Consider the following 26362-nt stretch of genomic DNA (forward strand, 5'->3'; position numbering starts at 1 on the left):
TATTTAATCATCAAAAATACAAAAAAAACAATGGAATACTTTCTATTACTACTAAGCATTGTGCTGTTAATATTTGGCATTGTGGGAAGTATACTTCCTGCTTTACCAGGTTTGCCAATTAGCTGGCTAGGCTTTTTGAGTCTTTATTTAGTGAAAGATATACAAATGAATCCAACAATCCTATGGATTACCTTAATAATTACCATTGCCATAACTGTCTTAGATTATGTCATCCCAGCCCATGGCACTAAAAGATTTGGAGGTAGTAAATATGGTATTTGGGGTACTAATATAGGCCTTGTGGTAGGGCTATTTATCCCTCCAATAGGTTTTATACTAGGACCATTTATAGGTGCCTTTATAGGGGAAATAATCTATAAACCAACTAAAGTTGATCGAGCCTTTAAAGCGGCCATCGGATCCTTTTTAGGCTTTCTCGCCTCTACTTTTATAAAAATTATTACTTCTCTTTTCTTTTTAGGAATTGGTATTTATGTAATTATTAAAAACAGCGGGATTTGGTTTTAAGATTTTTTGTCAATTAGTGGTTTGTTATAAAAAGTAATAGCAATACCAAAAAGTAAAATCACTCCTCCAATTAACATATTGTAGGTAATGGTCTCCTCTATAAAAAACCAAGCTAATAATCCTGAGAAAAGTACTTGACTTAAAAGACTAAGGGATACCCTAGTTGCTCTCATGCTTTTAGTGGCATAGCTAATACAAAACCAAGCTAATAATTGACAAATAAGTCCTTGAATAATTAAAGTCAACCAACCCATAGAGGAAAAACCACTAAACTCAGACCCCATAAAAAGATTAATTAAGGCCAAGAAAATTGAAGAAAACGTTAAGCTATAACTCATAAATGGGATAACATCTACTTTATCTAAAACCAGTTTACTCACTAAAATATAACAAGCATATAGAATACCAGAGAGTATTCCCATTAAAAAAGGCAGATTGAATGAAAGGTCTAGAAACACATCGACCCCCACTAAAACAACCATACCAACTAAAGCAAATACAGTTCCAATCCAAAAATTGACAGAGGGCTTATTACTCATAAAAAAGTAACTCCCAACCCCAACCCATACAGGGGCCAAATTGGTAAGTAAAGTGGCTTGAGTAGCAGTTGAACCTACTATAGCATAATTCCAAACGGCTATATCCGAACCAAAAAAAACTCCACCCAAAGCAATAAGGGCCATTGTATTAAAGTCATATAATTCTAAACGCTTAGTTATTATGGCGAAAGGTAAAATTACAATAGCAGCAATAAACATGCGATAAAACGCGCTAATCAGACTTGGAGTTAAGTTTAACTTTATTAAAACTGGAAAAATCGAAATACCAAGTATTCCAATTAATAAAGAAACTCTAGGATTCTTAAACATATTGATATATTTTGGACTATCGCACAAAGTAACAACTCCTTTTTGAAAATTAACACAAAACACTATGATAAATTACGCTATTAATACCTTTAAATCCATTTTTAATATTCCTATAGAGTATCTAGTCGAAAAGCGAATTGATAGCCCGTATAAAAATGAGTATGATAGCTGTGAACTAGAAATTTATAATCATAGAATAATCTATCGTACAGCTAAAATTACACCGAAAAAATCAGGTGCTTTTGTTGCTATATGGAAGAAAGACTCTTCTAACAAAAACACTCCTTTCTCTATAGAGGATGATTTTACTCATATGGTAATCTATGTGGAAGAAAATCGTAACAAAGGCGTGTTTATCTTCTCAAAACAAGACCTGGCTACTTTACAAATAATATCCCACCCTACTTCTAAAGGCAAAATGGGAATTCGTTTATATCCAAGTTGGAGTGAGAATTTAAATCCACAAGCCTTTAAAAGTAAAGATAAGCAAAGTCCTTTCTTTTATATTATTCGAAATTTATAACATAATAAAATTAACGTGTTTAATATTTCGACAGCCAATCGATATAATATATTTTTTTATCAAAATTTTTGCACATATATTTGCCTATATTAAAATGGTTTACAATTTGTAATTAAACGGGAATTAGGTGAAAATCCTAGACAGACCCGCTGCTGTAAGCTTCATAATTAAAGGAACCTTGATTATCCACTGTGTTAAATGGGAAGGATGTTCTTTTGAGAAGCAAGTCAGAATACCGGCCAATAAAATCGTTCCATGTTTTCGGGTATAAAACAAAACGCTAACTGGCCTTATTGTAATTAGGTTAAATTGTTGCGTAGTATTCCAAAATAGGTACAGCCAAAAAACGCACAATGAAATACAATTATTTAACCTTAATGCTTACCCTTTGTTTACTATTTCTAAGTAACAAATTCCATGGGCAAAACTCCTTAGATTCTATTACAACTTTAAAAGAAATTGTAATTTCCAAAGACCCTTTTAAAGAAATTATTCCAGTACAAACTTTAACAGGAGAAAACTTACAAAAACTAAACACACTTAATGTAGCAGATGCACTGCGTTATTTCTCAGGAGCCACTATTAAGGATTACGGGGGAATGGGAGGTCTTAAGACCATAGACGTGCGAAATATGGGAACTCACCATGTAGGTGTTTTCTATAATGGTGCAGCCATTGATAATGCACAAAATGGCATTGTAGACCTTGGTAAGTTCTCCTTGGAAAATGTAGAGAAAATACAATTATACAATGGTCAAAGAAGTGCTATTTTTCAATCTGCTAGAGAATTTGCCTCTGCCTCTGTGGTATATATAGAATCCAAAAAGCCTACTTTTAAACAAAATAAAAAAATAAATATAAACGCGGGTTATAAAACCGGTACAATTCAACTTAACAATCCTTCCTTGGTGGTTGATTACAAGGTGAGTGATAAGGTTTCCACAAGCATATCTACAGAATACATTCATTCCAATGGAAGGTATAAATTCAGACAAAAAAGATTAAATATTGATGGTAGCGTAGCCTATGATACTACAGGAACTAGATTAAATAGCGCTATTAGTGCTTATAGAATTGAAAACAATTGGTTTGGTAAGGATCAAAATAATCAATGGAGTGCCAATTTATATTATTACCAATCTAGCAGAGGACTTCCAGGAGCTATCATTAAAAAAAGTGACCACACTATAGCTACAGAGAATATAAACGAGAACCAAAAAGACAAAAACATAATGGTTCAAGGACACTGGACTAGGTTTATTAGTGATTTTTATTCCTTTAAACTAAAAGCCAAATATGCCTATGATTTCACTAATTACCTTTCAAGAAAAACAGTAGACTTTGAAGGAGATGAAGTGACCTATAATCCGCAGTTTGACAATACTTTTTATCAGCAAAACTATTATGTATCTGGGGCCCATCTTTTTAAAATAACCCCGATTTGGGAAGTTGCAGTGTCAACAGACTTTCAATATGATAAATTAAATGCTACTAGAAAAGGCCAAGGCACATTATTCACTTACCCTGAGCGCTTTACTTTTTTAAGCTCTGTTGCTACTTCTTTAGATTTAGGAAAAGTAAAAGCCCAAGCTAATGTACTAGGTACGTTTACCCATGAAAAAGTAAGGCATAATTACAGAGCTCCAGATAGAAATATGTGGGCGCCTTCTTTGTTTTTAAACTATAAACCTTTTGACCATAAAGCACTAGACATACATTTATTTTATAAATATATCTATCGCCTTCCCACCTTTAATGATTTATACTACACCCAAATCGGAACAGCTAGTTTAAAACCGGAATTATCTAGACAAATCAATCTAGGAGCAACCTATAGCCAGGATTTTAATTCTTCTATTTTTAAAAACATACATTTTTCTTTACAAGGATATTATGCGGATATAACAGATAAAATCATTGCTACTCCAACTTCTAGTATGATGAGATGGATGATGACTAATTTAGGTAAAGTAGAGTCTTATGGTCTAGAATCTTTCGTTCAAGCAGATCTTGCCCTAACTAAAGAGCTAAACCTAAATGTACATCTAACCTACGCTTATACCATTGCTAAAGACAAGAGCTTAACTCCAGGAGGAAAGGCTTCCTACTATGGAGATCAAATTCCTTATGCTCCTTGGAATTCAGGTTCAGCAGTTCTTAGCCTATCTTATAAAGAATACCTATTAAATTATAGCTTTATTTATGTAGGAAAGCGCTATAATGCCAATAAAAACAATATTAAACGAAATGAAGTACAGCCATGGTATACCCATGATATGTCTTTACAAAAATCCTTTACCTACAAAGAGTACAACTTTAGAGTTACCCTTATGGCAAATAACATAGCCAATCAATATTACGAGGTGGTCACTAACTTTCCAATGCCAGGTAGAAACTTTCGTTTAGCAGTAAACTTTAACCTATGAGACATTTAAAAACAATCTTTTTTATAGTTTTACTAACCTGTGTAATCTCGTGTAGAGAAGAACAAATGATTTTCCTTTCGGATGACTCTGCAGTTGCTCCTCCTCAAAACACTACACAATTTAGTGGATTTTATCTTCTAAATGAAGGTAATATGGGAATGAATAGAGCCTCGATTGATCAGTTCGATTATCTATCTGGGAGTTATACAAGAGATATCTTTTCTGAAAAGAATCCAGAAATAACAAAAGAACTAGGAGATGTAGGAAATGATATTAAAATTTACGGAAGCAAAGCTTATGCTACCATTAATGTATCTAACTTCATAGAGGTATTTGACGTACCTACCGGTAAGCATATTGCTCAAATTCACGTACCTAACTGTCGTTATTTAAATTACCACAATGGAAAGGTTTATGTGAGTTCTTATGCTGGTAAAGTAGAAATTAATCCTAATGCAGAACTAGGCTTTGTAGCAGAAATAGATACCATTAGTTTATCTATTTCTAGAAGAGTAACTGTGGGGTACCAACCCGAAGAAATGGTTATCACAAATAATAAATTATACGTGGCTAATTCCGGAGGATATAGAGTACCTAATTATGATACAACCATCTCTGTGATTGATCTTACCTCTTTTAGAGAGATAAAGAAAATAGAAGTTGCTCCAAATCTACATCGCATGCAAATAGATGATAATAACGATATTTATGTGAGCTCAAGAGGAGATTACTATGGAACCGAGCCCAATTTATATGTCATAGATTCGACAAAGGATATCCTAAAGCAAACTTTAAATATCCCCGTTACCAATATGACCTACCTAGATAATAAATTATACTTTTTATCTACGCCTTTTAGGTATGCTACAGGTAATCAAACCCCTTCTTATGGTATTTTAGATACCAATACCAAAGAACTCCTTACTAGTCAAATTATTAAGGATGGAACACAGAAAAATATACTTATTCCCTATGGAATCGCAGTAAATCCAGAGACAAAAGAAATTTTTATCACAGATGCCCAAGATTACGTTGGTACGGGATATATCTACTGTTATTCTCCTCAAGGATTTTTACAATGGAGAACAACCGCGGGTAATATCCCAGCACATATTGCATTTATAAAAACACTATAACCTACAAAAATGAAAAAAATTTATTCCACTTTTATAATGTCCTTTTTGGCATTAGCTATAGCTAGTTGCTCTAGCGATAATTCGACGCCTGATTTAAGTGCAGCCGAGTATTTCGAACAATTACAAAATACAGATAATCCTTTTAGATTAGATAACAATTACAAGACTACAACTAATAAAAGTATTGTCTTGTCTGCAGAGATCCAAGATTATAAAGAATATACTTACCAATGGAAAGTTGTAGAAAAAGATGATATAGTAAAGGATTCTATTATAGCTACTACTAAAAAAGTTAACATTGTTAGCTTCACCCCTGTTGTTTATAAAATAGAAGGGATAGTCAAATTCCAAAACCACATTGTATCCCAAGAATTAACTTTAGAAGTTAGTCAAAACAATACAAAATTAAAAAGGCATATTACTAAAGTATTTGACTTTATGCCCTCTTATGGACAGTTTGTAAATGAGATGCCTAAATATGAGCCAGGTGACACCAAACAAACCATGATTAAGAAAGTAGAAATGGCTATTGCTAAGGAAAATGGTTCTATGATTTCTTTGGGAGGCTTTGGTGGATACGTAGAGTTTGGATTTGATCACACAATTGAAAATGTTGCAGGTGAAAGAGACTTCCAAATTTTAGGTAATGCTTTTATTACAGGTAAAAATCCTCAAGGAGAATATGTAGGAAGTGCAGAACCAGGGATTATTCTAGTAGGAGTGGACAAAAATGGTAATGGAGTACCTGATCCGGATGAATGGTATGAAATAGCAGGTAGTCAGTATAATAAAAGCTCCACTATTCACAATTATGAAATAACCATCTATAAACCTTCCAAAGAATTAGACCAAGCTACAGGAAATATCCAAGAGTATATTAAATGGGAAGATAACCAAGGGAATCAAGGATTTAAACCTAAAAACTCTTTTCACACACAAAGCTACTATCCACTTTGGGTAAATCAACAATCTATTACATTCACAGGAACCCGTCTAGCAGACAATGCTAAAAACGTAGGAACTGAGACTGAATTCTGGGAACAAATCTCCTATGAATATGGCTATGCAGATAACGCACCAAATACTGATCAAAGAAGTCATATTGATATTGATTGGGCAGTGGATAAAGAAGGTAAACCTGCCAAACTAAGAGGTATAGACTTCATCCGAGTATACACAGGAGTAAACCAAGAAGCAGGATGGTTAGGAGAAATATCAACGGAGGTTGCAGGAGCAATCGATTTACATATTAAATAATGATGAAACTTAAAACATATTTAATTTTACTGATCGCAATATTTTCATTGGGAATTTGGTCTTGTAGTAATGATGATCACTTAATTGCTGATGAGGATGAAATTATACTTACTGGTCCATTACAACTTGCAGAGTCTTATAAAGTAGATAGAAGTACATGGCTAGACATATACCCAAAATTAGGTGAATTTTCCAATCCTACTGTAGTTTGGACACAAAAAAAATATAACTCGGTTGACAAGGAAATCTTTCTTGGAAACGATCCTTTTTTAGAATTTATCTCTCTAGATCTAGGTACTTATACCATAAGAGTTACTGTGAGTGACTTCCAACAAGAAGTAGAGCAAGAATTTGAAGTAGAGGTAGTTCAAGAGAAAAAAAGATTTGTCTCTCATATTACCAGAGTTTTTGACTTTCAACCAGCTTATGGACAATTTGTCAATAAATACCCAGCCTATACACAAGGAGACACTAAAGTAGAGATGTTACACAAAGTCCAAGAGCTATTAAGCAAACCTAAAGCAGATTTAGTATCCTTAGGTGGGTTTGGTGGATTTATAGAGTTTGGTTTTGACCACAGTATTGTCAATGTCCCAGGACAGGCAGATTTTAGAGTTTTAGGTAATGCTTTTATTGCGCAAGAAAACCAAATCCTAACCACAGGAGCTTCTGAACCAGGAATTATTTTAGTGGCACAGGATAAAAACAGAAATGGTAAACCAGACCCAAACGAGTGGTATGAGATTGCAGGTAGTGAATACCACAATGCTAAAACTATTAAAAACTATCAAATTACCTATTACAAACCAACAGCGGATTTAGATGCTGCAAAAGGTCAAGTTTTAGAGTATGTAAAATGGTCAGATAACCAAGGAAATCAGGGTTATAAACCTAAAAATGCTTCCCATCAACAGAGTTATTATCCCTTATGGATAGAACACAGCAGTATTACCTTTGAAGGAACCTTACTTCCAGATAATGCCAATAAAACTCAAAACTCTTGGAGTTATACCATGTATGATTATGGATATGCAGATAATTACCCTAATACACATGATAAATCTGCCATCGACATTTCATGGGCTGTTGACAAAGATGGTAATAAAGTACACTTAAAAGCAATTGATTTTATACGTGTGTATAGTGGAGTAAATCAACAAGTAGGTATTCTTGGAGAATCCTCAACAGAAATTACTGGAGCAGTAGACTTACATTTAGAACAAATAAACATTTCAACTATAAAATATGAAAATTAGAAACATTTCTTATTTAGCTTTTTTAGCTTTATTATTAACCAGCTTTACTTTTACTAGTTGTTCTAAGGACGACAATACTATTGCAGATGACAAGCAAACCTATAACCTTTCTTTAGAGTCTTTCTTATTAGATAAAGAAGTAGAAGGAGGTTTTATTTGGGAAAACACTTTAAAACCAACTGAAAACCCGGATGAGAAGGTTTTCTTCTCTACTTCTATTTTTGAAATGAGCCATTATGTGACTGCTTCAGAATGGGGAACATTTTGGAGAGGTTTCACTATCTCTAATAGTAAGGATAAGGCAAACCATATTGGAAGTTTCCACGAGCAAAAAATGTATGGTACCATGGGATCTACTGAAGAAAGATTCTTAGTAGCAAACTCTCAAGCATACCCTGATGGTATTACCAAAGGAACACAAATTGATTTAGATCAGATCTATTCTTATATAGAATTAAAAAATAGTCAAGATGTTATTACTAAACCTCAAAGTGTATGGGTAACCAACTCTCCTTATGCTTATTTCACAATGAAAGAAGGAGACCAATTTGCTAAGAAATTTGAAAAAGGAGATTACTTCAAATTAATGATTCACGGTTTAGACCATGATAAAAAGGTGATTAATCAAAACCCAGTGGAATTTTACCTTGCTAACTTCCTAGACGATAATTCAACTTTTGTTCAAGAATGGGAAAAAGTAGATTTAAGAGAATTACAAAATGCTTCTTATTTAGTTTTCTACCTACAAAGTTCAGATACAGGCCAATTTGGTATGAATACACCTGCTTATTTCACCCTAAAAAATCTAGAGGTAACACAATAGAAAAATTCAACTACTGTCTTTAAAATAAAAAAATCAATCTATATATATAGATTGATTTTTTTTATATCTTAAATTAAAAATTATGTCAGCAATACGCATACTACCTGCTTATGGGCACTTACAGCAAATAAAGGAACTATTTACCCAATATACTAACAGTTTACAAATAGACTTAGACTTTCAAAATTACAGCCAAGAATTCGATAATCTGCCTGGAGAATACCAAAATCCAAATGGCGCATTATACATTGCTTTTTTACAAGATGTGCCTGTAGGATGTATAGCATTAAGACCTTTAAATCAAAACGATTGTGAAATGAAAAGGTTATTTGTAAAACCCAATTATAGAGGGTATAAAATAGGTAAGCTCTTATGCTTAGAGTTAATAGAATTTGCTAAAAATAAAGGCTATGACCATATGTATTTAGATACTTTAGACATCTTAGATGCCGCAGTACAACTCTATTTAAGCCTAGGTTTCAAGCCAACTAAACCTTATTATCCAACTCCTTTAGAAAACACTTTATTCTTTAAATACGATTTAAAACAAGGGGGTAATGCTATAAGGTAATAATTGCCTTCCAAGTCTTTCCTTGCCAAACTTGACCTTGAGCTTGGGCAGCAGTATTCTCCGTTAATAATAAAATACACTCTTGGGTATTAAATTCATCAAAGGCATCTGGTGCAACTTGTTCAATATCTGAATCGAAACGCAATTGAATAATATGATTGGAAAAGCTAAAAGCCACAGAACCTATGGTATTTACCTTTGGAAAGGTAGCGCGTTTTAGATTGGGACAAAAGGCAAAAGCTAAATCACCAATAGAGGTAGCATTTAAAAAAGAGCGTTCTCCAAACTCGGTAATACCTTCACTAAAAACCATCATTTTAGAAGGTATTTCCTCTAAACCTATTTCCACATAACGGATCTTTGGTGTGTTTCGTAAATTATTTCCTACTTCTTTTAAAGAAGGTAAAACAATACTATTTACTTTGGTGGCATCTATCACATTATCTTCCCATTCAACAACAGAAGGTAACTGCTCTTTAGTAAAGTCCGTAGTGCCTATATTATACAAGCCTTGTGTCTTTATTAAGGTAACATTTGGAAAATATATATCACTTAACAACGAACAGTTTAAAAAAGCTTGATCTCCAATAGAAACCGCATTCGGAGCAGAAATACTTTCTAGCCAAGTAGCCGCTTTATTTAAATCAGAATTAAATGCATCACTAATAATAGAGTCTACCTGGGTTAATACTAGTCCTTTTAAAGAAGGAAATCTTCCTGACTCATCACCTAATTCACCTAAGAACATATAATCCTCTAAAAGTAAGTCTCCTCCTATAGTTAGGTAGGATACCTCTGGTTCAGCATTAGTATATTTACCCATGTATTTCTTTAATTCAGCCAAATTATCGAAATCCATATATTCTTTTGGACCGTCGGTTTGAAAGCTGATCACATCACTTTTAGATGTACCTAGTACATTAGTACCAAATGCCTGAACATAATAGGTCGTATTGTACATTAAATTATCTAGTGTAACTTTACCATCCTTAGAAGTAACTAACTCCCCTTGATCTATAAGATTACTCTCAGTAGAATATTTAATCCCATGAGAAATAAGTTCTAAAGCCTTGACAGTATACTGCACATAGGCGGAATCTCTACTGATTACGTCATAATTTACAATTTCAACATTTGGACGATCTACTGCAGTAGGCGTCTCACTTGAACACCCTACACTTAAAACACCACTTATAAACGTAACTAATATAAATACTAAAGATTTTCTCATTGTAAGCTTTTCGATTTTAGATCCTTTAAAATTGTTTAAACTAGTAGGGAACTACCTCTCTATAATAGTAAACATAGATGCTGTTAAAGGTATAATAATTTTCAATTTTACCCAATATAGACCTATAAAAACCACATCTAACTTTAGATTTTTCGTTATTTACGACTTATAACAAGTTATATAAAACAAAAAAGACCTTACAAAATTGTAAGGCCTTTAAAGATCTTGTGTTTCCTGGCGGTCTGGACGGGACTCGAACCCGCGACCCCATGCGTGACAGGCATGTATTCTAACCAACTGAACTACCAAACCGAATAAGTAAAAGCTCTCCCGCACTAGGAAAGCTTTTCATTGGCTTAACTACTAAACCATAGTGCTTTTAGGCACTTTAACAACACAACTAGTTTTTATTTTAAAATAGCTTTCTATTTTAAATTGGAAATATTATTTCCTCTGGCGGTCTGGACGGGACTCGAACCCGCGACCCCATGCGTGACAGGCATGTATTCTAACCAACTGAACTACCAAACCAGATAAATAAAAGCCCTCCTGCACTAGGAAAGCTTTTCATTGGTTTAACTACTAAACCAAGTGCTTTTAAGCACTTTAACAACACAACTAAATTGTATACCCATTCTATTGAATAAGGTCGGAAAACAACTTCCATAAAAGGAAGTATTCTTCTTTGGCGGTCTGGACGGGACTCGAACCCGCGACCCCATGCGTGACAGGCATGTATTCTAACCAACTGAACTACCAAACCAAATTTGTGCTTTAAAAAAGCTCTCCCGCACTAGGAAAGCTTTTCATTGGTCTAACTACTAAACCATAGCGCTTTTAGGCACTTAACAACACAACTACTTTTAAATATCTTTACTGTATTTCACGTGGAAATTACAGGGCAAAAAAAGCCTCTCAACTTGTGAGAGGCTTCCTTTTACTGGCGGTCTGGACGGGACTCGAACCCGCGACCCCATGCGTGACAGGCATGTATTCTAACCAACTGAACTACCAAACCAGTATTAACCAAAAATCATTACTCTAGACAAAGATAAACCTTTTTTTAAGAATTCAAACTTTAATTTTCATTAATGCTTTCTCAAAAATTTAGATTAACAAGCATCTCTACATTACTATAGAGATGCCTATCTCTCTTGTGCGGTCTGGACGGGACTCGAACCCGCGACCCCATGCGTGACAGGCATGTATTCTAACCAACTGAACTACCAAACCTTCGTCGTTATTGCTGTAATGCGGTGCAAATATACAACCATTTTCATCACTTGCAAATCCTGGAGTGAAAAAATTTTAAAGTTTTTTTACTTTTTTTTAAACCGTATTGAAACTCAACAATATAGAGAGTAAAAAAAATTTATTTTTTTTTCACAAAGTGAACAAGAATCAGACTTTAGAAAGAATAACAAACAAAAAAATCTCCGTAAAACGGAGATTTTTTTCTATATCAAGAGCTAACTCTTCTAAGTTTTTTAATGCTTTTTTTTGCAAAGGCTACAAAATTGTCCTTGCTTACTATAATAAAGCATCGATTGCATCAGCATAAGTTTGCTTTGGAGCAACTCCTACTTGACGACCTACTACTTCTCCATTCTGGAAAATTAAAACTGTAGGGATATTACGAATTCCAAATTTAGCTGCAAATTCTTGGTTAGCGTCAACATCCACTTTTCCTACAATTGCTTTATCTTGGTATTCTACGCTCAATTCTTCGATAACTGGTCCTAACATTTTACAAGGTCCACACCATACTGCCCAGAAGTCCACCACTACTGGTTTCTCTGATTTTAATACTACTTCCTCAAAAGTAGCATCTGTTATTTCTAATGCCATCTTTAATATATTTTTAGTTATATAGACAAATCTAATAAATAATTTAAACTTTCTTGTTTACTTTAATTTAATTTTATCTATAATGGGATGTATAAAATTAATTCACTCCAAAATTCACTTGTAAAGACTCCAATTCTTCAAGTAATTCTGAAGTAATATTCACTCTTGCATTTCGACTAGATAGTTCTATCCTATTTATTACCTTAAGCTCCTCTTTCACCATTGGACTAAAGTTCACTTCCATATCTTCCAAAGAAGATTCCTCATGTTCCTCTTCCTGGTCTAAAGCATTAAATAGTATATTATTGTCCGCAGGAACCATTACTTTTTCAATTTCAACAATTTCAAATCCTACAGTCTTATCTCCTTGGTGTTTGTCTAAAACTTGTTTTAGTTCAGAAATTATATCTGGATCAATTTCTTTAACATTCATCTTAATTTGAAGGTTTTTAGAAAAATTAGGAATGACTTCATGCAGCAAACGCATTTCTAAGAACTGCAACCTTGGCTCACTTCTCTCACCAGTTTCCTTTTTGATCCACCCTTCTTTTACCATCACCTTAATATGAACAAAAGTATTTTGAAGTAAGAAATGCCTGAATTTTAAAAATTCCTCATTAAACATTCTAAATTCAAAACCTTCATCATAGCCCTCAATGGTAAACATAGCCCAATCTTTTCCTTTGGCAGAAGTTCTAAACTGTACATCACTAATCATTCCTGCAAAAGTGACTACTCTTCCTGTTAAAGGTACCAAATTGGCCATTTGTTCTACAGATACATTACAGAAATACTTCATCTCAAACTTGAAGTCATCTAAAGGATGTCCTGAAATATAAATACCTACTACCTCTTTTTCTTTGGCTAGTTTTTCCATTGTTGACCATTCCTCACACATTGGAAGAACAGGTTCTGGTATGGCAACTTCCTCTGTATTTCCGAACAAACTAAATTGAGAAGAGTTCTCATTCTCTTGGCTCTTGGCTCCAAAGCGAATTGCTTTTTCAAAAAAAGCTGGACCATCTGGCACTTCGCAATAAAAGTATTGGGCCCTGTGGCTATCTTCAAAACAATCAAATCCTCCAGCTAAAGCAAGATTCTCGAATGCTTTTTTATTTGCCGCACGCAAGTCAATACGCTTTGCTAGATCAAAAATAGATTTATAATTACCATCTTTTCTGTTCTCTACAATAGTATGTACTGCACCTTGACCTACACCTTTAATGGCTCCCATACCAAATCGAATAGCATAATCCTCATTTACAGTAAACTTATAGAAGGATTCATTCACATCTGGTCCCAAAACATGTAACCCCATTCTTTTACACTCTTCCATAAAAAAGGTTACCTGTTTAATATCATTCATATTATTAGATAATACGGCAGCCATATATTCTGCAGGATAATGTGCTTTTAGATAAGCAGTCTGATAAGCAATCCATGCATAACAAGTAGAGTGAGATTTATTAAAGGCATAAGATGCAAAAGCTTCCCAGTCCTTCCATATTTTCTCTAAAATAACCGTGTCGTGGCCTTTACTAGAAGCCTGAGCTAAAAACCTTGGCTTCATTTTATCCAAGACATCTTTCTGCTTTTTACCCATAGCTTTACGCAAAACATCGGCTTCACCTTTTGTGAAGTCTGCCAATTTTTGAGAAAGTAACATCACCTGTTCTTGATAAACTGTAATACCATAAGTCTCTTGTAAATATTCCTCACAGGCATCTAAATCATAAACAATAGGCTCATTACCATTTTTACGATTAATAAATGAGGGAATATACTCAATTGGCCCAGGTCTATATAGAGCATTCATCGCAATTAAATCCCCAAACACCGTAGGTTTTAAATCACGCATATGTTTTTGCATCCCTGGAGATTCATATTGGAATACTCCAATGGTTTCACCTCTTTGGAATAACTCATAGGTCTTTTTATCATCAATTGGTATTTGATCTGGATCAATTTCAATACCTGTACGATACTTCACTAACTTAATAGTATCTTTAATAAGAGTAAGGGTTTTAAGCCCTAAGAAGTCCATCTTTAATAACCCTGCACTCTCTGCAACAGAGTTATCAAATTGAGTTACATATAAATCAGAATCTTTTGCTAGGGTAACAGGCACGAACTTGGTAATATCGTCTGGTGTAATAATTACTCCACAGGCATGAATCCCAGTATTACGCATAGATCCCTCTAATATCTTTGCTTGTTGAATGGTTTCACTAGCTAAAGAATTATCGTTTGCTAGCTGGATTAACTCCTTTATCTTATCAAAATCTTCTTGGCGTAACACTGCCTTAATAGCTGATTCATCTTCACTTAAAAAACGCTGTAAATTCCACTTCGAAGGCATCATTGCCGGAATTAATTTAGCAATGCGGTCTGCTTCAAAAAGTGGCAAATCTAGTACCCTGGCTGTATCCCTAATAGCACTCTTTGTAGCCATCTTACCATAAGTAATAATCTGAGCTACTTGGCTAGAACCGTATTTATTAATTACATAATCCATTACCTTACTTCTTCCTTCGTCATCAAAGTCAATATCAATATCGGGCATGGATACACGATCAGGATTTAAGAAACGCTCAAAAAGTAAATCGTAAGCAATAGGATCTAGGTTAGTAATACCTAAACAGTATGCTACAGCTGACCCTGCAGCAGAACCACGTCCTGGTCCAACAGAAACTCCCATTTTACGAGCAGCTGCAATAAAATCTTGTACAATTAAAAAATATCCTGGATATCCAGTTCTTTCTATTGTCTCTAGCTCAAAATCTAGTCGCTCTTTAATCTCCTCTGTTATCTCAGTATATCGTCTTTCAGCACCTACGTAAGTAAGGTGTCTTAAATAGTTGTTCTCACCATTTTTTCCTGTCCCATCACCTAAAAGGTCATTGGGATCTTGAAACTCTTCTGGAATATCAAATTTAGGAAGAAGGACATCTCTATGTAAAACAAAGGGTTCTACCTTATCTACAATTTCTTGAATATTATAAATGGCATCAGGCAAATCTTCAAAGAGTTCTTTCATTTCTTGTTCCCCTTTGTAGTAATATTCTTGATTTGGAAGTCCATATCTATATCCTCTACCATGCCCTATAGGGGTAGATTGCTTTTCTCCATCTTTAACACACAATAGAATATCATGGGCATTAGCATCCTTTTTATCTAAATAATAAGCATTATTAGTAGCGATAAGTTTTACATTATTTCTTCTAGCCATAGGTACTAGAATCTGATTTACGCGATTTTCATCTTCTTGATTATGTCGCATAATCTCCATATAAAAATCCTCACCAAATTCCTCTTTCCACCATAGTAGAGCCTCTTCAGCTTGGCGCTCCCCAATATTTAGTATTTTACCTGGTATCTCTCCATATAAGTTTCCACTAAGCACCATAACATCTTGCTTATACTCAGAGATGATTTTTTTATCAATTCTTGGAACGTAATAAAATCCTTCTGTATAGGCTATAGATGCCATTTTGGCTAAATTATGATAGCCGTTTTTATTTTTAGCTAGTAGAACAATTTGGTAACCATTATCTTTCTTTTTCTTATCTAAATGATTCTCACATACAAAGAATTCACACCCAACAATAGGAGTCAACGGCTCAATAGGATCAAGTCCTTCTTCTAAACGAGCAGCATTTGTGCTTGAGAGAGATTTATTATAATCACTCACTGCTTTTACAAATAGAAAAGACCCCATCATATTACCATGATCGGTCATAGCTACAGCAGATAGATTTAATTCAGCTGTTTTATTGACTAATTTCCCTATGCCAATGGTACTTTGTAAAATAGAGAATTGCGTATGTGTATGTAAATGCGCGAATCGTGCCTTTTCAAAACGCTCTCTATCCTCTTGGCTTATTTCAACTTGAACGTTGCCTTGCTTTTTAGCTAACTTCTTAGCAATGTCTAAAGAAGCTTTTTTTAAGTTAATATGCTTTAAACCAATTGGAGTAAAAGGCTGAGGATTAACACGAGCAAACTCCTTAAAATAAGAAGTATCCCTTTGTAGTTGCTCGGCAGTAAATACTCCTTTTCTTAATAATTCTAAAAAACATCTTGTGGTAGCCTCAACGTCAGCAGTTGCATTGTGAGCCTCCCCAAATGCAACTCCAAATAAGTACTGATGAAGTTCCGTCAGAGTAGGTAACTTAAACCTACCTCCCCTTCCCCCTGGAAGTTTAAGTAATTCTGCAGTAGTTTCAGTACAAGTATCTAAAACTGGCATATTTGCCATATTGCTTGGAGTCTGTAAACGATGAAATTCACAGCCCATAATATTTACATCAAAACCTAAATTTTGCCCTACAATAAACTTAGCCTTTGATAGAGCAATATTAAACTTGTCTAAAACTTGTTTTAGCTCTACACCTTGCTCTAGAGCTAAATCAGTAGAGATCCCATGAATTCTCTCAGCATCGTAAGGTATATCATAACCTTCTGGCTTGATAAGGTAATCCTGATGTTCTACTAGATTCCCCATTTCGTCATGCAATTGCCAAGCAATCTGTACACAACGAGGCCAATTATCTGTATCTGTAATTGGAGCAGACCAACTTTTTGGAAGCCCAGTGGTTTCCGTATCAAAAATTAAATACATACCTGATTATAAGAAAATTATGACCAAAACGGCCTTAAATAAGTTAACACAAAGGTATAAAAAAGACACTGTATAAAAAACCAAGGTTTGCTTAAAATAAACTAAACACCGTATATTTTAAAAAAATTAATAGGAATATACACTCCCTATTAAACTGTAATATCTAGCCTTTAAAGAAAAAAAGGCAGGATACAATCTACCTCTTAGTAAATTGTATCCTACCTTTTTAAAAAAATACTTATTTAATAACTAAAAATAACTAATCTATTTCATTTTAGTCAAATCAACTATTCTGCTGCAACCAAAGGCACTTTAAAGAAGTATCCTTTAGTAAACTCTTTCTTCTTAGCTAACTTTTGAAAACGCTCTTTTTGTTTCTCTGTTGCATTTGGACCAAGGCTTGTTGGATCTAAATCTAAATTCACATGAAACTCTCCACTGATTGTCCCAGGTGTTTGTTTAGCAGCGCTATAAATAATTACTCTTCCATAATTATTGGTTCCATCAGAAGAATCAGTAGTATAACGCCCAATAACACTTCGATCAAACTTATCTCTTAGAGTATAAATACCGTAAGCAGCATCATCATTACTTGGCTTTAAATCTTTACTATCAATAAGTCCTGATTCGTTTACCTTCTCACTTACTACAGGGCCCAATATTATAACATTATCTTCCTGTTGATCTACAAAATAAGGAACCCTCATTGTAAATCTAGTAGTATCGGTCTCCCCTCTTAACTGCAGAATTTTTTCATTAGCTAATGTAGCATAGATAAAATCTGGACGCCAATTTTCATACTTGAAAGCGCCTTGATACTCTTCGTTATTGGTTAAAGCCTGTAAACCAGGATCACTAGTTTCCACTTCATTAGCACAAGAGAATATCATAAAACCAATTGCCAATAAACCTAAAATCTTCTTCATACTTACCGATTATAATATATATAACACCAAAAACAAAATTATAGTATTTAAACGATGTAAAAAAAATTAAGTTAATATAATTTTAACGAATTAAAAAAACCTATTTTCCTCCTACATTTCTACAAAAACAACCGCACATACCCACCTCAAGTAGATAAGCACAGGTATTTCAACTCTATTTAATTGTTAAACAAACACTTAAAAGAAAAATATTTTTCCTGTTTTTAAACTTTCTAAAGAAAAAAACCTTTAACTTTGCGTCAAATTTTTAACCAGAGGTCGGGTACCTCTAAATAAATAAATATTATGTCTGTAAAAATTAGATTACAAAGACACGGTAAAAAAGGGAAACCTTTTTACTGGGTAGTAGCTGCTGATGCAAGAGCTAAAAGAGATGGTAAATTCTTAGAAAAAATCGGAACTTACAATCCTAACACTAACCCTGCAACAATTGAATTAGATGTTGATTCAGCTGTTAAATGGTTATTCAATGGTGCTCAACCAACAGATACTGCTAAAACAGTTCTTTCTAACCAAGGAGCTTTATTAAAACACCACTTACAAGGTGGAGTTAACAAAGGAGCTCTTACACAAGACCAAGCTGATGCTAAGTTCACTGCATGGTTAGAAGAAAAAGCTAACAAAGTAAACGCTGCAAAAGAAGGTTTATCTTCTTCTAAAGCTGCTGAAAAAGCTAAAAGATTAGCTGCTGAGAAAGTTGTAAGCGAGAAACGTGCTGCTGCTATTGCTGAGGCAAAAGCTGCTGTTGAAGCTCCTGCTGCTGAAGAAGCTAATGAAGAAACTCAAGCATAATTTTCTAGCGATATGACTAAAAAAGATTGTTTCTATTTAGGCAAAATCGCAAAAAAATTCAGCTTTAAAGGGGAGGTACTGGCCTATTTGGACACGGACGAACCTGAGTTATATCAAAATTTGGAATCAGTTCTCGTTGATTTAGACGGACAACTGGTTCCTTTTTTTATAGAAAGCGCTTTTTTGCATAAAAATGATTTCCTAAGAATTAAGTTTGAGGATTTTACATCCGAAGAACAAGCCGAAAGTATAATAGGTACTGAATTATACCTACCATTAAATATGTTGCCTAAATTAGAAGGTAACAAATTCTACTACCATGAAATTATTGGATTCGAAGTAGAAGATGTTAATCACGGATATATTGGCCTACTTGATCATATTAATGATAGTTCAAGCCAAGCTTTATTTGTTATTGACAAAGATGGTACAGAAATATTAGTTCCTATGATTGATCCGTTTATCGAAAAGATAGATAGAGAAAATAAAAAATTATATCTTAAAACTCCGGAAGGACTATTAGATATCTATTTAGACAACTAAATCTATTATTATATTTATGTTTGAGTTCAAACAATTCCGCGTTAAGCAAGACAAATGCGCCATGAAAGTAGGTACCGATGGTGTTCTTCTTGGTGCTTGGACGCCACTTGTGAATAGCCCTCAGACAATTTTAGATATTGGTGCTGGAACTGGATTGCTTTCTTTAATGATGGCACAACGCAGTGACGCAGAGCAAATCGACGCAGTTGAGATTGATGGATTAGCCCATGAACAAGCTGTAGACAATTTTGAAGATAGCCCATGGGGAGATCGCCTATTTTGCTACCACGCCGATTTAGAGACCTTCGCCAATGAAATGGATATGGAATATGATCTTATTATTTCCAACCCTCCCTTTTATAGTGAAGACTATCTAACTAATGACAAAACAAGGGACAAGGCAAGATTCCAAAGTTCTCTACCTTTCGACTTATTAATTGAAGCAGTAGAGTATTTTTTGTCTCCAACAGGAGTATTTAGTATAATTATACCTTACAAAGAAGAAGATGTAATAATCCGCCTTGCAGCAGAGTTTGACATCTACCCTTTCCAAGTAACTCGAGTAAAAGGCCATAAAGATGCTCCTATTAAGAGAAGTCTTCTAGCGTTTTCTCGTAAAAGAATAGAACAAATCCCTTTAGATGAGTTAATTCTAGAAATAGAAAGACACAACTACACTCCTGAATACAAGGCGATTACAAAAGATTTTTATTTAAATTATTAATTTTTTCATAAAAAATTTGTTTTAAATGAAAATAATTTCTCATATTTGCCATATCCAATTAGGAGAAATAAAAAAGATAAAGATGACACTAAGATTAACAAATATGATGGCAATGATGATGATGCGCAATTCTGCGCAGAGGTCGTTGTATGTATAATCTTAATAGCACACATATTATAACGAAAGCCTCTGCAAACGCAGAGGCTTTTTTTTTTACCTTTTTTAAATAAACTTATATACACAAATAACATGAAACTTTTTACTAACACAAATATGATGGCAATGATGATGATGATGAACATGATGATGTTCCCGCTCCCCTATTGCCATAAGTAATCGAGTTAGTATAGTAAAATATATCCCTCAAGGTTCTTTCGGCAATTTCGAAAGAACCTTTTTTTTTGCCATTTTTTAATATTTTAAATCAACCAAATCATGAGTACACCAAATTTTTCAACACAAGCATTACACGCAGGACATAACCCAGCAAACACAGCAGCAACAAGAGCTGTTCCTATCTACCAAACTTCTTCATACGTTTTTGAAGATTCAGATCACGCTGCAGGTGCTTTTAATCTAACTGTCCCAGCTTATATTTATACCCGATTAAATAATCCAACTAATGATATTTTAGAAAAAAGATTAGCTGCATTAGAAAATGGAATCGGAGCAGTAGTTACCTCTTGTGGAGCATCTGCTATCTCTACTACTCTTTTAACTTTGTTAAAAACAGGTGATCATTTACTTTCCTCATCTAGCTTATATGGAGGAACTTATAACCTTTTAAATATTACTTTACCAAGGTTCGGAATTAATACCACTTTCGTTGATCCAACAGATACCGAAAACTTTAGAAAAAACATCCAAGAAAACACAAAAGCAATCTTTATAGAAAGCTTAGGAAATCCAAAGCTAGACGTACTAGATATTCAAAAAATAGCAAAAATTGCTAAAGAATTTAAAATCCCATTAATAGTAGACAATACAGTTGCCTCTCCTTATCTACTAAAGCCGATTGACTACGGAGCAAATATTGTCATTCACTCTTTAACTAAATATATCTGTGGTAATGGGACATCATTAGGAGGAGCGATTATAGATGCAGGAACATTTGATTGGAGCAGCGGAAAATTCCCTGAGTTCACAACGCCTTCCCCAGGATATCACGGACTTATCTATCATGATGTTTTAAAAAACGCAGCATTTATTGCAAAAATAAGAATAGAAGGTCTTAGAGATTTAGGCGCAGCATTAAGCCCTTTTAATGCCTTCCAAATTCTACAAGGATTAGAAACCCTACCAATTAGAATAACCAAACATAGCCAAAATGCTTTAGAACTAGCACAGTGGTTAGAGGAGCAACCTCAAGTTGCATGGGTAAATTATCCAGGATTAAAATCAAGTAAATATTATGACTTAGCACAAGAATATTTACCAAAGGGACAAAGTGGTGTAGTTACTTTCGGTTTACATAAAGGATATGAAGCAGCCAAGAAAGTAGCCAATCAAACAGAGATTTTTTCTTTAGTAGCTAATATAGGGGATACAAAATCACTAATTATTCACCCAGCTTCCACTACCCACCAACAATTAACAGAGAAAGAACAACAATCCACTGGAGTTACACCAGATTTAATACGCTTATCAGTTGGAATAGAAGAGATAGAAGATCTAAAAAAAGACTTACAAAACGTTTTCAGCCAACTATAAAAATAATTACAAAAACACCTAGCTATGAGTACACAAACGCAAATACTTCAAAACATTCCAATAGACCCTTTAACAGGAGCATTAGCAGTTCCTATCTATCAAACCTCATCTTTTGAACAACAAGCTCCTGGAGTAAACAAGGGTTTTGATTATTCCAGAAGTAACAATCCAACAAGAGAGGTCTTAGAAAACTTAATTGCTTCCTTAGAAAATGGACAACAAGGTTTTGCTTTATCTAGTGGAGTAGCTGCAATAGATACAGTTTTAAAAACACTCTCGGCAAATGACCATATTGTTGCTGTTGAAGATATTTACGGAGGTGCTTATAGATTATTCGAACAGGTATATAAAAAATTTCGTATTGATGTAACTTATGTAGACACTACGGATATTGACCAGGTAAAGCGAGCAATCACAGATAAAACTAAATTAATTTGGTTAGAAACTCCAAGCAACCCTACTTTAAAAGTAACAGATATCCAAAGCATAGCAAAAATTGCAAAACATAAAAATATACTATTATGTGTGGACAATACCTTTGCTACTCCTGTGAGTCAAAAACCTCTAGACTTGGGTGCAGATATTGTAGTACATAGTGCCTCTAAATATATTGCAGGACATTGTGATGTAATAGCTGGACTAGTGGTTACAAAAACAAAAACACTAGGTGAAATCATAAAGTTTCATCAAAATGCAAGTGGAGCAATCCTAGGACCAACGGATAGTTTTCTAACCATAAGAGGAATTGAAACATTAAATTTTCGCTACAAAGTGCATTGTCAAAACGCACAAATAATCGCAGAATTTTTACAAAACAACCCTAAAATAAAAAACATCTATTACCCTGGTTTGCCAGATAATCCTAGCCATAGTATTGCAAGTAAACAACAAAAATACTTTGGAGCAGTAGTTAGTTTTGATTTACACCAAGACACAAGTGAAGAAGCTCTAAAATTTGTAAAATCTTTAAAACTATTTCATTTAGCAGAGAGTTTAGGAGGAATAAAAAGTATGTCATGTTTACCCGATCAAATGTCCCATAAAACCGTTGCCAAAGCAGCTAAACTAAAATCAGGAATAACCCCAAGCTTAATTCGCCTATCCATAGGTCTTGAAGAACCAGAAGACCTTATAAAAGATTTGCAGCAAGCCTTTGAAAAACTATAATATCCCCCATGAAAAATTTACATCAAATCACAATACAAGATACTTATCAAGATCCAAGTTCAAACCATTGTTTAACCTTAAGCTATCAATTATTTGGCCAACCCTTACATAGTGCTCCAATTGTTTTAGTAAATCACGCTCTTACAGGTAATAGCCAAGTTAGTGGAGAACAAGGATGGTGGAAAACTTTAGTAGACTATGATGCTACAATAGATCTGAACCGTTTTACTGTTATTGCTTTTGATGTACCAGGAAATGGATATAATACCCAAGAGAATATTGTTTTTACAAATTATAAAGAATTAACAACCAAAAGAATTGCTCAATATTTCTGGAAAGCCTTAGAGCAATTAGATATCAAAGAACTCTTCGCAATTATAGGGGGTAGTTTAGGAGGAAGTATAGGATGGGAAATGTTTTTCCAACATCCAAAACGAATTAAAAATCTAATTCCAATTGCTACTTCTTATAAATCTTCCGATTGGCTAATTGCCAATACTTTAGTACAAGATAGCATCTTGAATAATTCCAGCAACCCCATACACGATGCAAGAATGCATGCTATGTTACTTTACCGCACCCCAGCATCCTTTGAGCAGAAGTTTAAGAAAGAATACTTGGAAGATCAGCAAAGTTATAAAGTAGAAAGTTGGTTAAATTTTCATGGCCAAAGTTTAACCAAAAGATATCAACTTTCCTCCTATAAGTTAATGAACCATCTATTAAAAACTATAGGAGAAAGCTTAAGCCAACAAAAAATACAGGATATTATAATCAACTCAACCACTAGCATTCACAGTATTGCAGTAGACTCTGATTATATGTTCACCTATGAAGAGCAACAAAAAGCTCACAAAGAATTAACTAATAAAAAAGGAAACTATCATTTTTTACAAATTCAATCTATTCATGGACATGATGCATTTTTGATTGAATACGAACAACTAAATAACCTATTAATTAACATTTTCAAATAAATCAGCACCATGAAAGTTTTAAAATTTGGAGGAAAATCACTAGCATACGGACAAGGTTTCGACAAAGTAATCAACATTATTGAACAGCAAGCTAAAGAAGATAAAATTGCAATTGTAGTATCTGCAATAGGAGACACTACAGACACTTTAGAAAGTATTTTAGAATTAGCTAAAAACCAAGGGGACTATACTATATCTTTTGAAGAATATAAAAATAGACCTTACCACCAAGGAGTAAATATCACTAAAGAAGTACAAACCTTAGAGAAGCTTTTTGAAGGTGTTTCCTTAATCGAGGATTATAGTGCAAAAATAAAAGATCAAGTTTTAGCACAAGGAGAATTAATCTCGAGTAAAATATTAACTGCAAAATTAATAGAAAAAGGACTTAATGCTCTTTCATTAGATAGTAGAGAGTTTTTCATCACAGATAATACTTTTGGAAGTGCACAAGCAAACCAAGAGATTTCAAAACAAAAAACACTCCAACTATTCAACAGTCTTGAAAAAGATACCATTGCAGTAGTTACAGGATTTATTGCTGCAAATACTAAAGGAGAAACAGTAACTCTAGGTAGAAATGGAAGTAATTATTCAGCTTCATTATTAGCTAATTTTTTACAAGCGAAAGAATTACAGAATTATACGCATGTAGATGGAATATATACAGCCAACCCTGACTGGGTTAAGAATGCACAAAAAATTGAAGAATTACATTTTGATGAAGCAAATGAGTTAGCAAATTTTGGAGCATCTATTTTACATGCTAAAACTATTTTACCACTTTTAGAAAACAATATTCCTTTGAGAATTCTAAATACGTTGAATCCACAAAATAAAGGAACATTGATTTCTGCTAAACCAAGTCTAAAAGGCATAAAATCTCTTTCCTTACAATCCGATAGTTCATTAATCCAATTTGAGGGCAGAGGATTATTAGGAATCGTTGGAATTGATGCAAGAGTATTTACAGCATTAGCAAACCAAAATATAAGTATAGGAGTTATATCCCAAGGTTCTTCAGAGAGAGGTTTAGGGTTTACAGTTCCCACCAAAGATGCCGATAAAGCGTTACAGGCATTAAGAGATGAATTTACAAATGACTTATATAACAATGATGTAAATAGTATCAAAGTAAGAAAAGACATTGCAATTATTTCCATCGTAGGACAAGACTTAAGCACTTTTGATAAACCATATGCAGCACTAGTAAAAAACAAAATTGTACCTATCTTATTTAATAACACAGTAACTGGTAAAAATGTTTCTTTAGTAGTGAACCAACAAGATGCTAAAAAAGCACTAAATGTTATTCATGGTCAGATCTTCGGTATCGCAAAAAAAATAAATATTGCCATCTTCGGGCATGGGCTAGTTGGAGGAACATTAATTGACCAAATTCTACATTCCAAAGCATCTATTGCAGAGAAGAAAAATATTGAATTAAACATTTTTGCCATCGGAAATTCTAAAAAGATTGTATTAAATGACCAAGGCATTACCTCAACTTGGAAACAGGAAATACAACAAAAAAGTATAAAATATTCCATTGAAGATGTTATCGAATTTGCCAAGCAAAATCACTTAGAAAATCTAATAGCAATTGATAACACAGCAAGTTCTTGCTTTATTGAAAATTATATTCCACTTGTAAATAATGGATTTGACCTTATTTCTTCTAATAAAATAGGTAATACAATTAGCTATGATTTCTATAAAGAATTAAGACAAACCCTAAAAAACAATCATAAAGAATATCTTTATGAGACTAATGTAGGTGCAGGATTACCTTTGATAGATACTATTAAGTTACTTCACCTTTCTGGAGAAAATATCACAAAAATTAAAGGGGTATTTTCTGGAAGTTTGAGTTATATCTTCAATAACTTCTCTGTATCGGATCAGCCCTTTAGCCAAATCCTAAAACAAGCAATTGACAAAGGATTTACTGAACCAGATCCAAGAGAAGATCTATGCGGAAATGACGTTGGAAGAAAGCTTTTAATCTTAGCAAGAGAATTGGACCTACAAAATGAATTTGAAGAAATAAATATTCAAAACCTCATCCCTGAAGAATTTCAAAATATTGATACAAAACAATTTTTAGAAAACTTAGAGAAATTAGATCCTTACTTCGATAAGATTAAAGCTAATTTAAAACCAGATACAGTCTTGCGTTATGTAGGAGAGTTATCAGGAGATTTACAAACAGAAAAAGGAATCTTAGAAACAAAACTAATAGAAGTTCCTACTAATTCAGCCTTAGGACAATTAAAGGGATCGGATAGTATTTTTGAGATATACACTCAAAGTTATGGAGAAAATCCAATCATTATCCAAGGCGCTGGAGCAGGTGCTTCTGTAACTGCAAGAGGAGTATTTGGAGATATATTACGATTAGCAGATAAATAAA

At 33.8% G+C, this 26362-nt stretch carries 20 protein-coding genes, 5 tRNA genes and 1 riboswitch; of the genes, 15 read left to right on the top strand and 10 right to left on the bottom strand.

Going from position 1 to position 26362, the window contains the following annotated elements; genetic code table 11:
• The first annotated feature begins 30 nt into the window (after nt 1-30).
• Complete coding sequence (locus ACYSNX_RS00205) at nt 31-528, top strand: DUF456 domain-containing protein (RefSeq protein ID WP_461752672.1); 498 nt, start codon at nt 31-33, stop codon at nt 526-528.
• Here ACYSNX_RS00205 and ACYSNX_RS00210 read toward each other — a convergent pair.
• Nucleotides 525-1397, bottom strand: coding sequence for a DMT family transporter (locus tag ACYSNX_RS00210; RefSeq protein WP_461752673.1), 873 nt, complete (start codon nt 1395-1397; stop codon nt 525-527). The two genes, ACYSNX_RS00205 and ACYSNX_RS00210, sit on opposite strands and share 4 nt — an antisense overlap.
• A 64-nt stretch (nt 1398-1461) precedes the next feature.
• Here ACYSNX_RS00210 and ACYSNX_RS00215 point away from each other — a divergent pair, with 64 nt between their 5' ends.
• The 7 genes from ACYSNX_RS00215 (at nt 1462) to ACYSNX_RS00245 (ending at nt 9389) form a co-directional block, all read left to right on the top strand.
• On the top strand, nt 1462-1920 hold the full coding sequence (locus ACYSNX_RS00215) for a MepB family protein (RefSeq protein ID WP_461752674.1): 459 nt from the start codon (nt 1462-1464) through the stop codon (nt 1918-1920).
• Nucleotides 1921-1998: 78 nt separating this feature from the next.
• Nucleotides 1999-2178: riboswitch (cobalamin riboswitch) on the top strand.
• Nucleotides 2179-2273: 95 nt separating this feature from the next.
• Nucleotides 2274-4346, top strand: a complete 2073-nt coding sequence (locus ACYSNX_RS00220) for a TonB-dependent receptor (RefSeq protein WP_461752675.1) — start codon at nt 2274-2276, stop codon at nt 4344-4346.
• A complete protein-coding gene (locus ACYSNX_RS00225) occupies nt 4343-5482 on the top strand; it encodes a YncE family protein (protein WP_461752676.1) in 1140 nt (379 codons plus the stop codon). Before ACYSNX_RS00220 ends, ACYSNX_RS00225 begins: the two co-directional genes overlap by 4 nt.
• A gap of 9 nt (nt 5483-5491) precedes the next feature.
• Nucleotides 5492-6739 (top strand): cell surface protein, encoded by a 1248-nt coding sequence (locus ACYSNX_RS00230; RefSeq protein ID WP_461752677.1) that lies wholly within the window; start codon nt 5492-5494, stop codon nt 6737-6739.
• Nucleotides 6739-7995, top strand: a complete 1257-nt coding sequence (locus tag ACYSNX_RS00235; RefSeq protein WP_461752678.1) for a cell surface protein — start codon at nt 6739-6741, stop codon at nt 7993-7995. Before ACYSNX_RS00230 ends, ACYSNX_RS00235 begins: the two co-directional genes overlap by 1 nt.
• Nucleotides 7985-8818, top strand: a complete 834-nt coding sequence (locus tag ACYSNX_RS00240; protein WP_461752679.1) for a DUF4465 domain-containing protein — start codon at nt 7985-7987, stop codon at nt 8816-8818. The genes ACYSNX_RS00235 and ACYSNX_RS00240 overlap by 11 nt, the downstream gene beginning before the upstream one ends.
• An 82-nt stretch (nt 8819-8900) precedes the next feature.
• Nucleotides 8901-9389, top strand: a complete 489-nt coding sequence (locus ACYSNX_RS00245; RefSeq protein WP_461752680.1) for a GNAT family N-acetyltransferase — start codon at nt 8901-8903, stop codon at nt 9387-9389.
• On the opposite strand, the gene ACYSNX_RS00250 is transcribed toward ACYSNX_RS00245, so the two are convergent.
• From ACYSNX_RS00250 to ACYSNX_RS00290, 9 genes are all read right to left on the bottom strand, one after another.
• On the bottom strand, nt 9379-10620 hold the full coding sequence (locus ACYSNX_RS00250) for a leucine-rich repeat protein (RefSeq protein ID WP_461752681.1): 1242 nt from the start codon (nt 10618-10620) through the stop codon (nt 9379-9381). The genes ACYSNX_RS00245 and ACYSNX_RS00250 overlap by 11 nt on opposite strands.
• Before the next feature lie 235 nt (nt 10621-10855).
• Nucleotides 10856-10932, bottom strand: a tRNA-Asp gene (locus ACYSNX_RS00255).
• Between the two features lie 142 nt (nt 10933-11074).
• Nucleotides 11075-11151 (bottom strand) — tRNA-Asp (locus tag ACYSNX_RS00260).
• 155 nt (nt 11152-11306) lie between these two features.
• A tRNA-Asp gene (locus ACYSNX_RS00265) sits at nt 11307-11383 on the bottom strand.
• Between the two features lie 178 nt (nt 11384-11561).
• Nucleotides 11562-11638: transfer RNA gene (locus tag ACYSNX_RS00270), tRNA-Asp, on the bottom strand.
• A 141-nt stretch (nt 11639-11779) separates the two neighbouring features.
• Nucleotides 11780-11853, bottom strand: a tRNA-Asp gene (locus ACYSNX_RS00275).
• A gap of 297 nt (nt 11854-12150) precedes the next feature.
• Complete coding sequence (gene trxA / locus ACYSNX_RS00280; RefSeq protein ID WP_461752682.1) at nt 12151-12468, bottom strand: thioredoxin; 318 nt, start codon at nt 12466-12468, stop codon at nt 12151-12153.
• 97 nt (nt 12469-12565) lie between these two features.
• A complete protein-coding gene (dnaE, locus tag ACYSNX_RS00285; RefSeq protein WP_461752683.1) occupies nt 12566-17089 on the bottom strand; it encodes a DNA polymerase III subunit alpha in 4524 nt (1507 codons plus the stop codon).
• Nucleotides 17090-17376: 287 nt separating this feature from the next.
• On the bottom strand, nt 17377-18015 hold the full coding sequence (locus ACYSNX_RS00290; protein WP_461752684.1) for a hypothetical protein: 639 nt from the start codon (nt 18013-18015) through the stop codon (nt 17377-17379).
• A 306-nt stretch (nt 18016-18321) separates the two neighbouring features.
• Between ACYSNX_RS00290 and ACYSNX_RS00295 the strand changes: the two genes are divergently transcribed.
• The 7 genes from ACYSNX_RS00295 to thrA all read left to right on the top strand — a co-directional run bounded on the left by ACYSNX_RS00295 (nt 18322) and on the right by thrA (nt 26361).
• Nucleotides 18322-18828, top strand: coding sequence for a 30S ribosomal protein S16 (locus ACYSNX_RS00295; RefSeq protein ID WP_461752685.1), 507 nt, complete (start codon nt 18322-18324; stop codon nt 18826-18828).
• Nucleotides 18829-18840: 12 nt separating this feature from the next.
• Entirely contained in the window at nt 18841-19371 is a 531-nt protein-coding gene (gene rimM, locus ACYSNX_RS00300) for a ribosome maturation factor RimM (RefSeq protein WP_461752686.1), read from the top strand.
• A 16-nt stretch (nt 19372-19387) separates the two neighbouring features.
• A complete protein-coding gene (locus ACYSNX_RS00305; RefSeq protein ID WP_461752687.1) occupies nt 19388-20095 on the top strand; it encodes a tRNA1(Val) (adenine(37)-N6)-methyltransferase in 708 nt (235 codons plus the stop codon).
• A 435-nt stretch (nt 20096-20530) separates the two neighbouring features.
• Nucleotides 20531-21805, top strand: a complete 1275-nt coding sequence (locus ACYSNX_RS00310; protein ID WP_461752688.1) for an O-acetylhomoserine aminocarboxypropyltransferase/cysteine synthase family protein — start codon at nt 20531-20533, stop codon at nt 21803-21805.
• Nucleotides 21806-21829: 24 nt separating this feature from the next.
• On the top strand, nt 21830-22972 hold the full coding sequence (locus ACYSNX_RS00315; RefSeq protein WP_461752689.1) for a trans-sulfuration enzyme family protein: 1143 nt from the start codon (nt 21830-21832) through the stop codon (nt 22970-22972).
• An 8-nt stretch (nt 22973-22980) separates the two neighbouring features.
• Nucleotides 22981-23949, top strand: coding sequence for an alpha/beta fold hydrolase (locus tag ACYSNX_RS00320; protein WP_461752690.1), 969 nt, complete (start codon nt 22981-22983; stop codon nt 23947-23949).
• Nucleotides 23950-23958: 9 nt separating this feature from the next.
• Entirely contained in the window at nt 23959-26361 is a 2403-nt protein-coding gene (gene thrA / locus ACYSNX_RS00325; protein ID WP_461752691.1) for a bifunctional aspartate kinase/homoserine dehydrogenase I, read from the top strand.
• Nucleotide 26362: the final 1 nt, after the last annotated feature.

The organism is Myroides sp. LJL115 (assembly GCF_054871665.1).

What these genes read in the sequence shown, in the direction of transcription:
- ACYSNX_RS00205 (WP_461752672.1), top strand. Translation starts at nt 31, where the DNA reads ATGGAATACTTTCTATTACTACTAAGCATTGTGCTGTTAATATTTGGC.
- ACYSNX_RS00210 (WP_461752673.1), bottom strand. Translation starts at nt 1,397, where the DNA reads ATGTTTAAGAATCCTAGAGTTTCTTTATTAATTGGAATACTTGGTATT.
- ACYSNX_RS00215 (WP_461752674.1), top strand. Translation starts at nt 1,462, where the DNA reads ATGATAAATTACGCTATTAATACCTTTAAATCCATTTTTAATATTCCT.
- ACYSNX_RS00220 (WP_461752675.1), top strand. Translation starts at nt 2,274, where the DNA reads ATGAAATACAATTATTTAACCTTAATGCTTACCCTTTGTTTACTATTT.
- ACYSNX_RS00225 (WP_461752676.1), top strand. Translation starts at nt 4,343, where the DNA reads ATGAGACATTTAAAAACAATCTTTTTTATAGTTTTACTAACCTGTGTA.
- ACYSNX_RS00230 (WP_461752677.1), top strand. Translation starts at nt 5,492, where the DNA reads ATGAAAAAAATTTATTCCACTTTTATAATGTCCTTTTTGGCATTAGCT.
- ACYSNX_RS00235 (WP_461752678.1), top strand. Translation starts at nt 6,739, where the DNA reads ATGATGAAACTTAAAACATATTTAATTTTACTGATCGCAATATTTTCA.
- ACYSNX_RS00240 (WP_461752679.1), top strand. Translation starts at nt 7,985, where the DNA reads ATGAAAATTAGAAACATTTCTTATTTAGCTTTTTTAGCTTTATTATTA.
- ACYSNX_RS00245 (WP_461752680.1), top strand. Translation starts at nt 8,901, where the DNA reads ATGTCAGCAATACGCATACTACCTGCTTATGGGCACTTACAGCAAATA.
- ACYSNX_RS00250 (WP_461752681.1), bottom strand. Translation starts at nt 10,620, where the DNA reads ATGAGAAAATCTTTAGTATTTATATTAGTTACGTTTATAAGTGGTGTT.
- trxA (WP_461752682.1), bottom strand. Translation starts at nt 12,468, where the DNA reads ATGGCATTAGAAATAACAGATGCTACTTTTGAGGAAGTAGTATTAAAA.
- dnaE (WP_461752683.1), bottom strand. Translation starts at nt 17,089, where the DNA reads ATGTATTTAATTTTTGATACGGAAACCACTGGGCTTCCAAAAAGTTGG.
- ACYSNX_RS00290 (WP_461752684.1), bottom strand. Translation starts at nt 18,015, where the DNA reads ATGAAGAAGATTTTAGGTTTATTGGCAATTGGTTTTATGATATTCTCT.
- ACYSNX_RS00295 (WP_461752685.1), top strand. Translation starts at nt 18,322, where the DNA reads ATGTCTGTAAAAATTAGATTACAAAGACACGGTAAAAAAGGGAAACCT.
- rimM (WP_461752686.1), top strand. Translation starts at nt 18,841, where the DNA reads ATGACTAAAAAAGATTGTTTCTATTTAGGCAAAATCGCAAAAAAATTC.
- ACYSNX_RS00305 (WP_461752687.1), top strand. Translation starts at nt 19,388, where the DNA reads ATGTTTGAGTTCAAACAATTCCGCGTTAAGCAAGACAAATGCGCCATG.
- ACYSNX_RS00310 (WP_461752688.1), top strand. Translation starts at nt 20,531, where the DNA reads ATGAGTACACCAAATTTTTCAACACAAGCATTACACGCAGGACATAAC.
- ACYSNX_RS00315 (WP_461752689.1), top strand. Translation starts at nt 21,830, where the DNA reads ATGAGTACACAAACGCAAATACTTCAAAACATTCCAATAGACCCTTTA.
- ACYSNX_RS00320 (WP_461752690.1), top strand. Translation starts at nt 22,981, where the DNA reads ATGAAAAATTTACATCAAATCACAATACAAGATACTTATCAAGATCCA.
- thrA (WP_461752691.1), top strand. Translation starts at nt 23,959, where the DNA reads ATGAAAGTTTTAAAATTTGGAGGAAAATCACTAGCATACGGACAAGGT.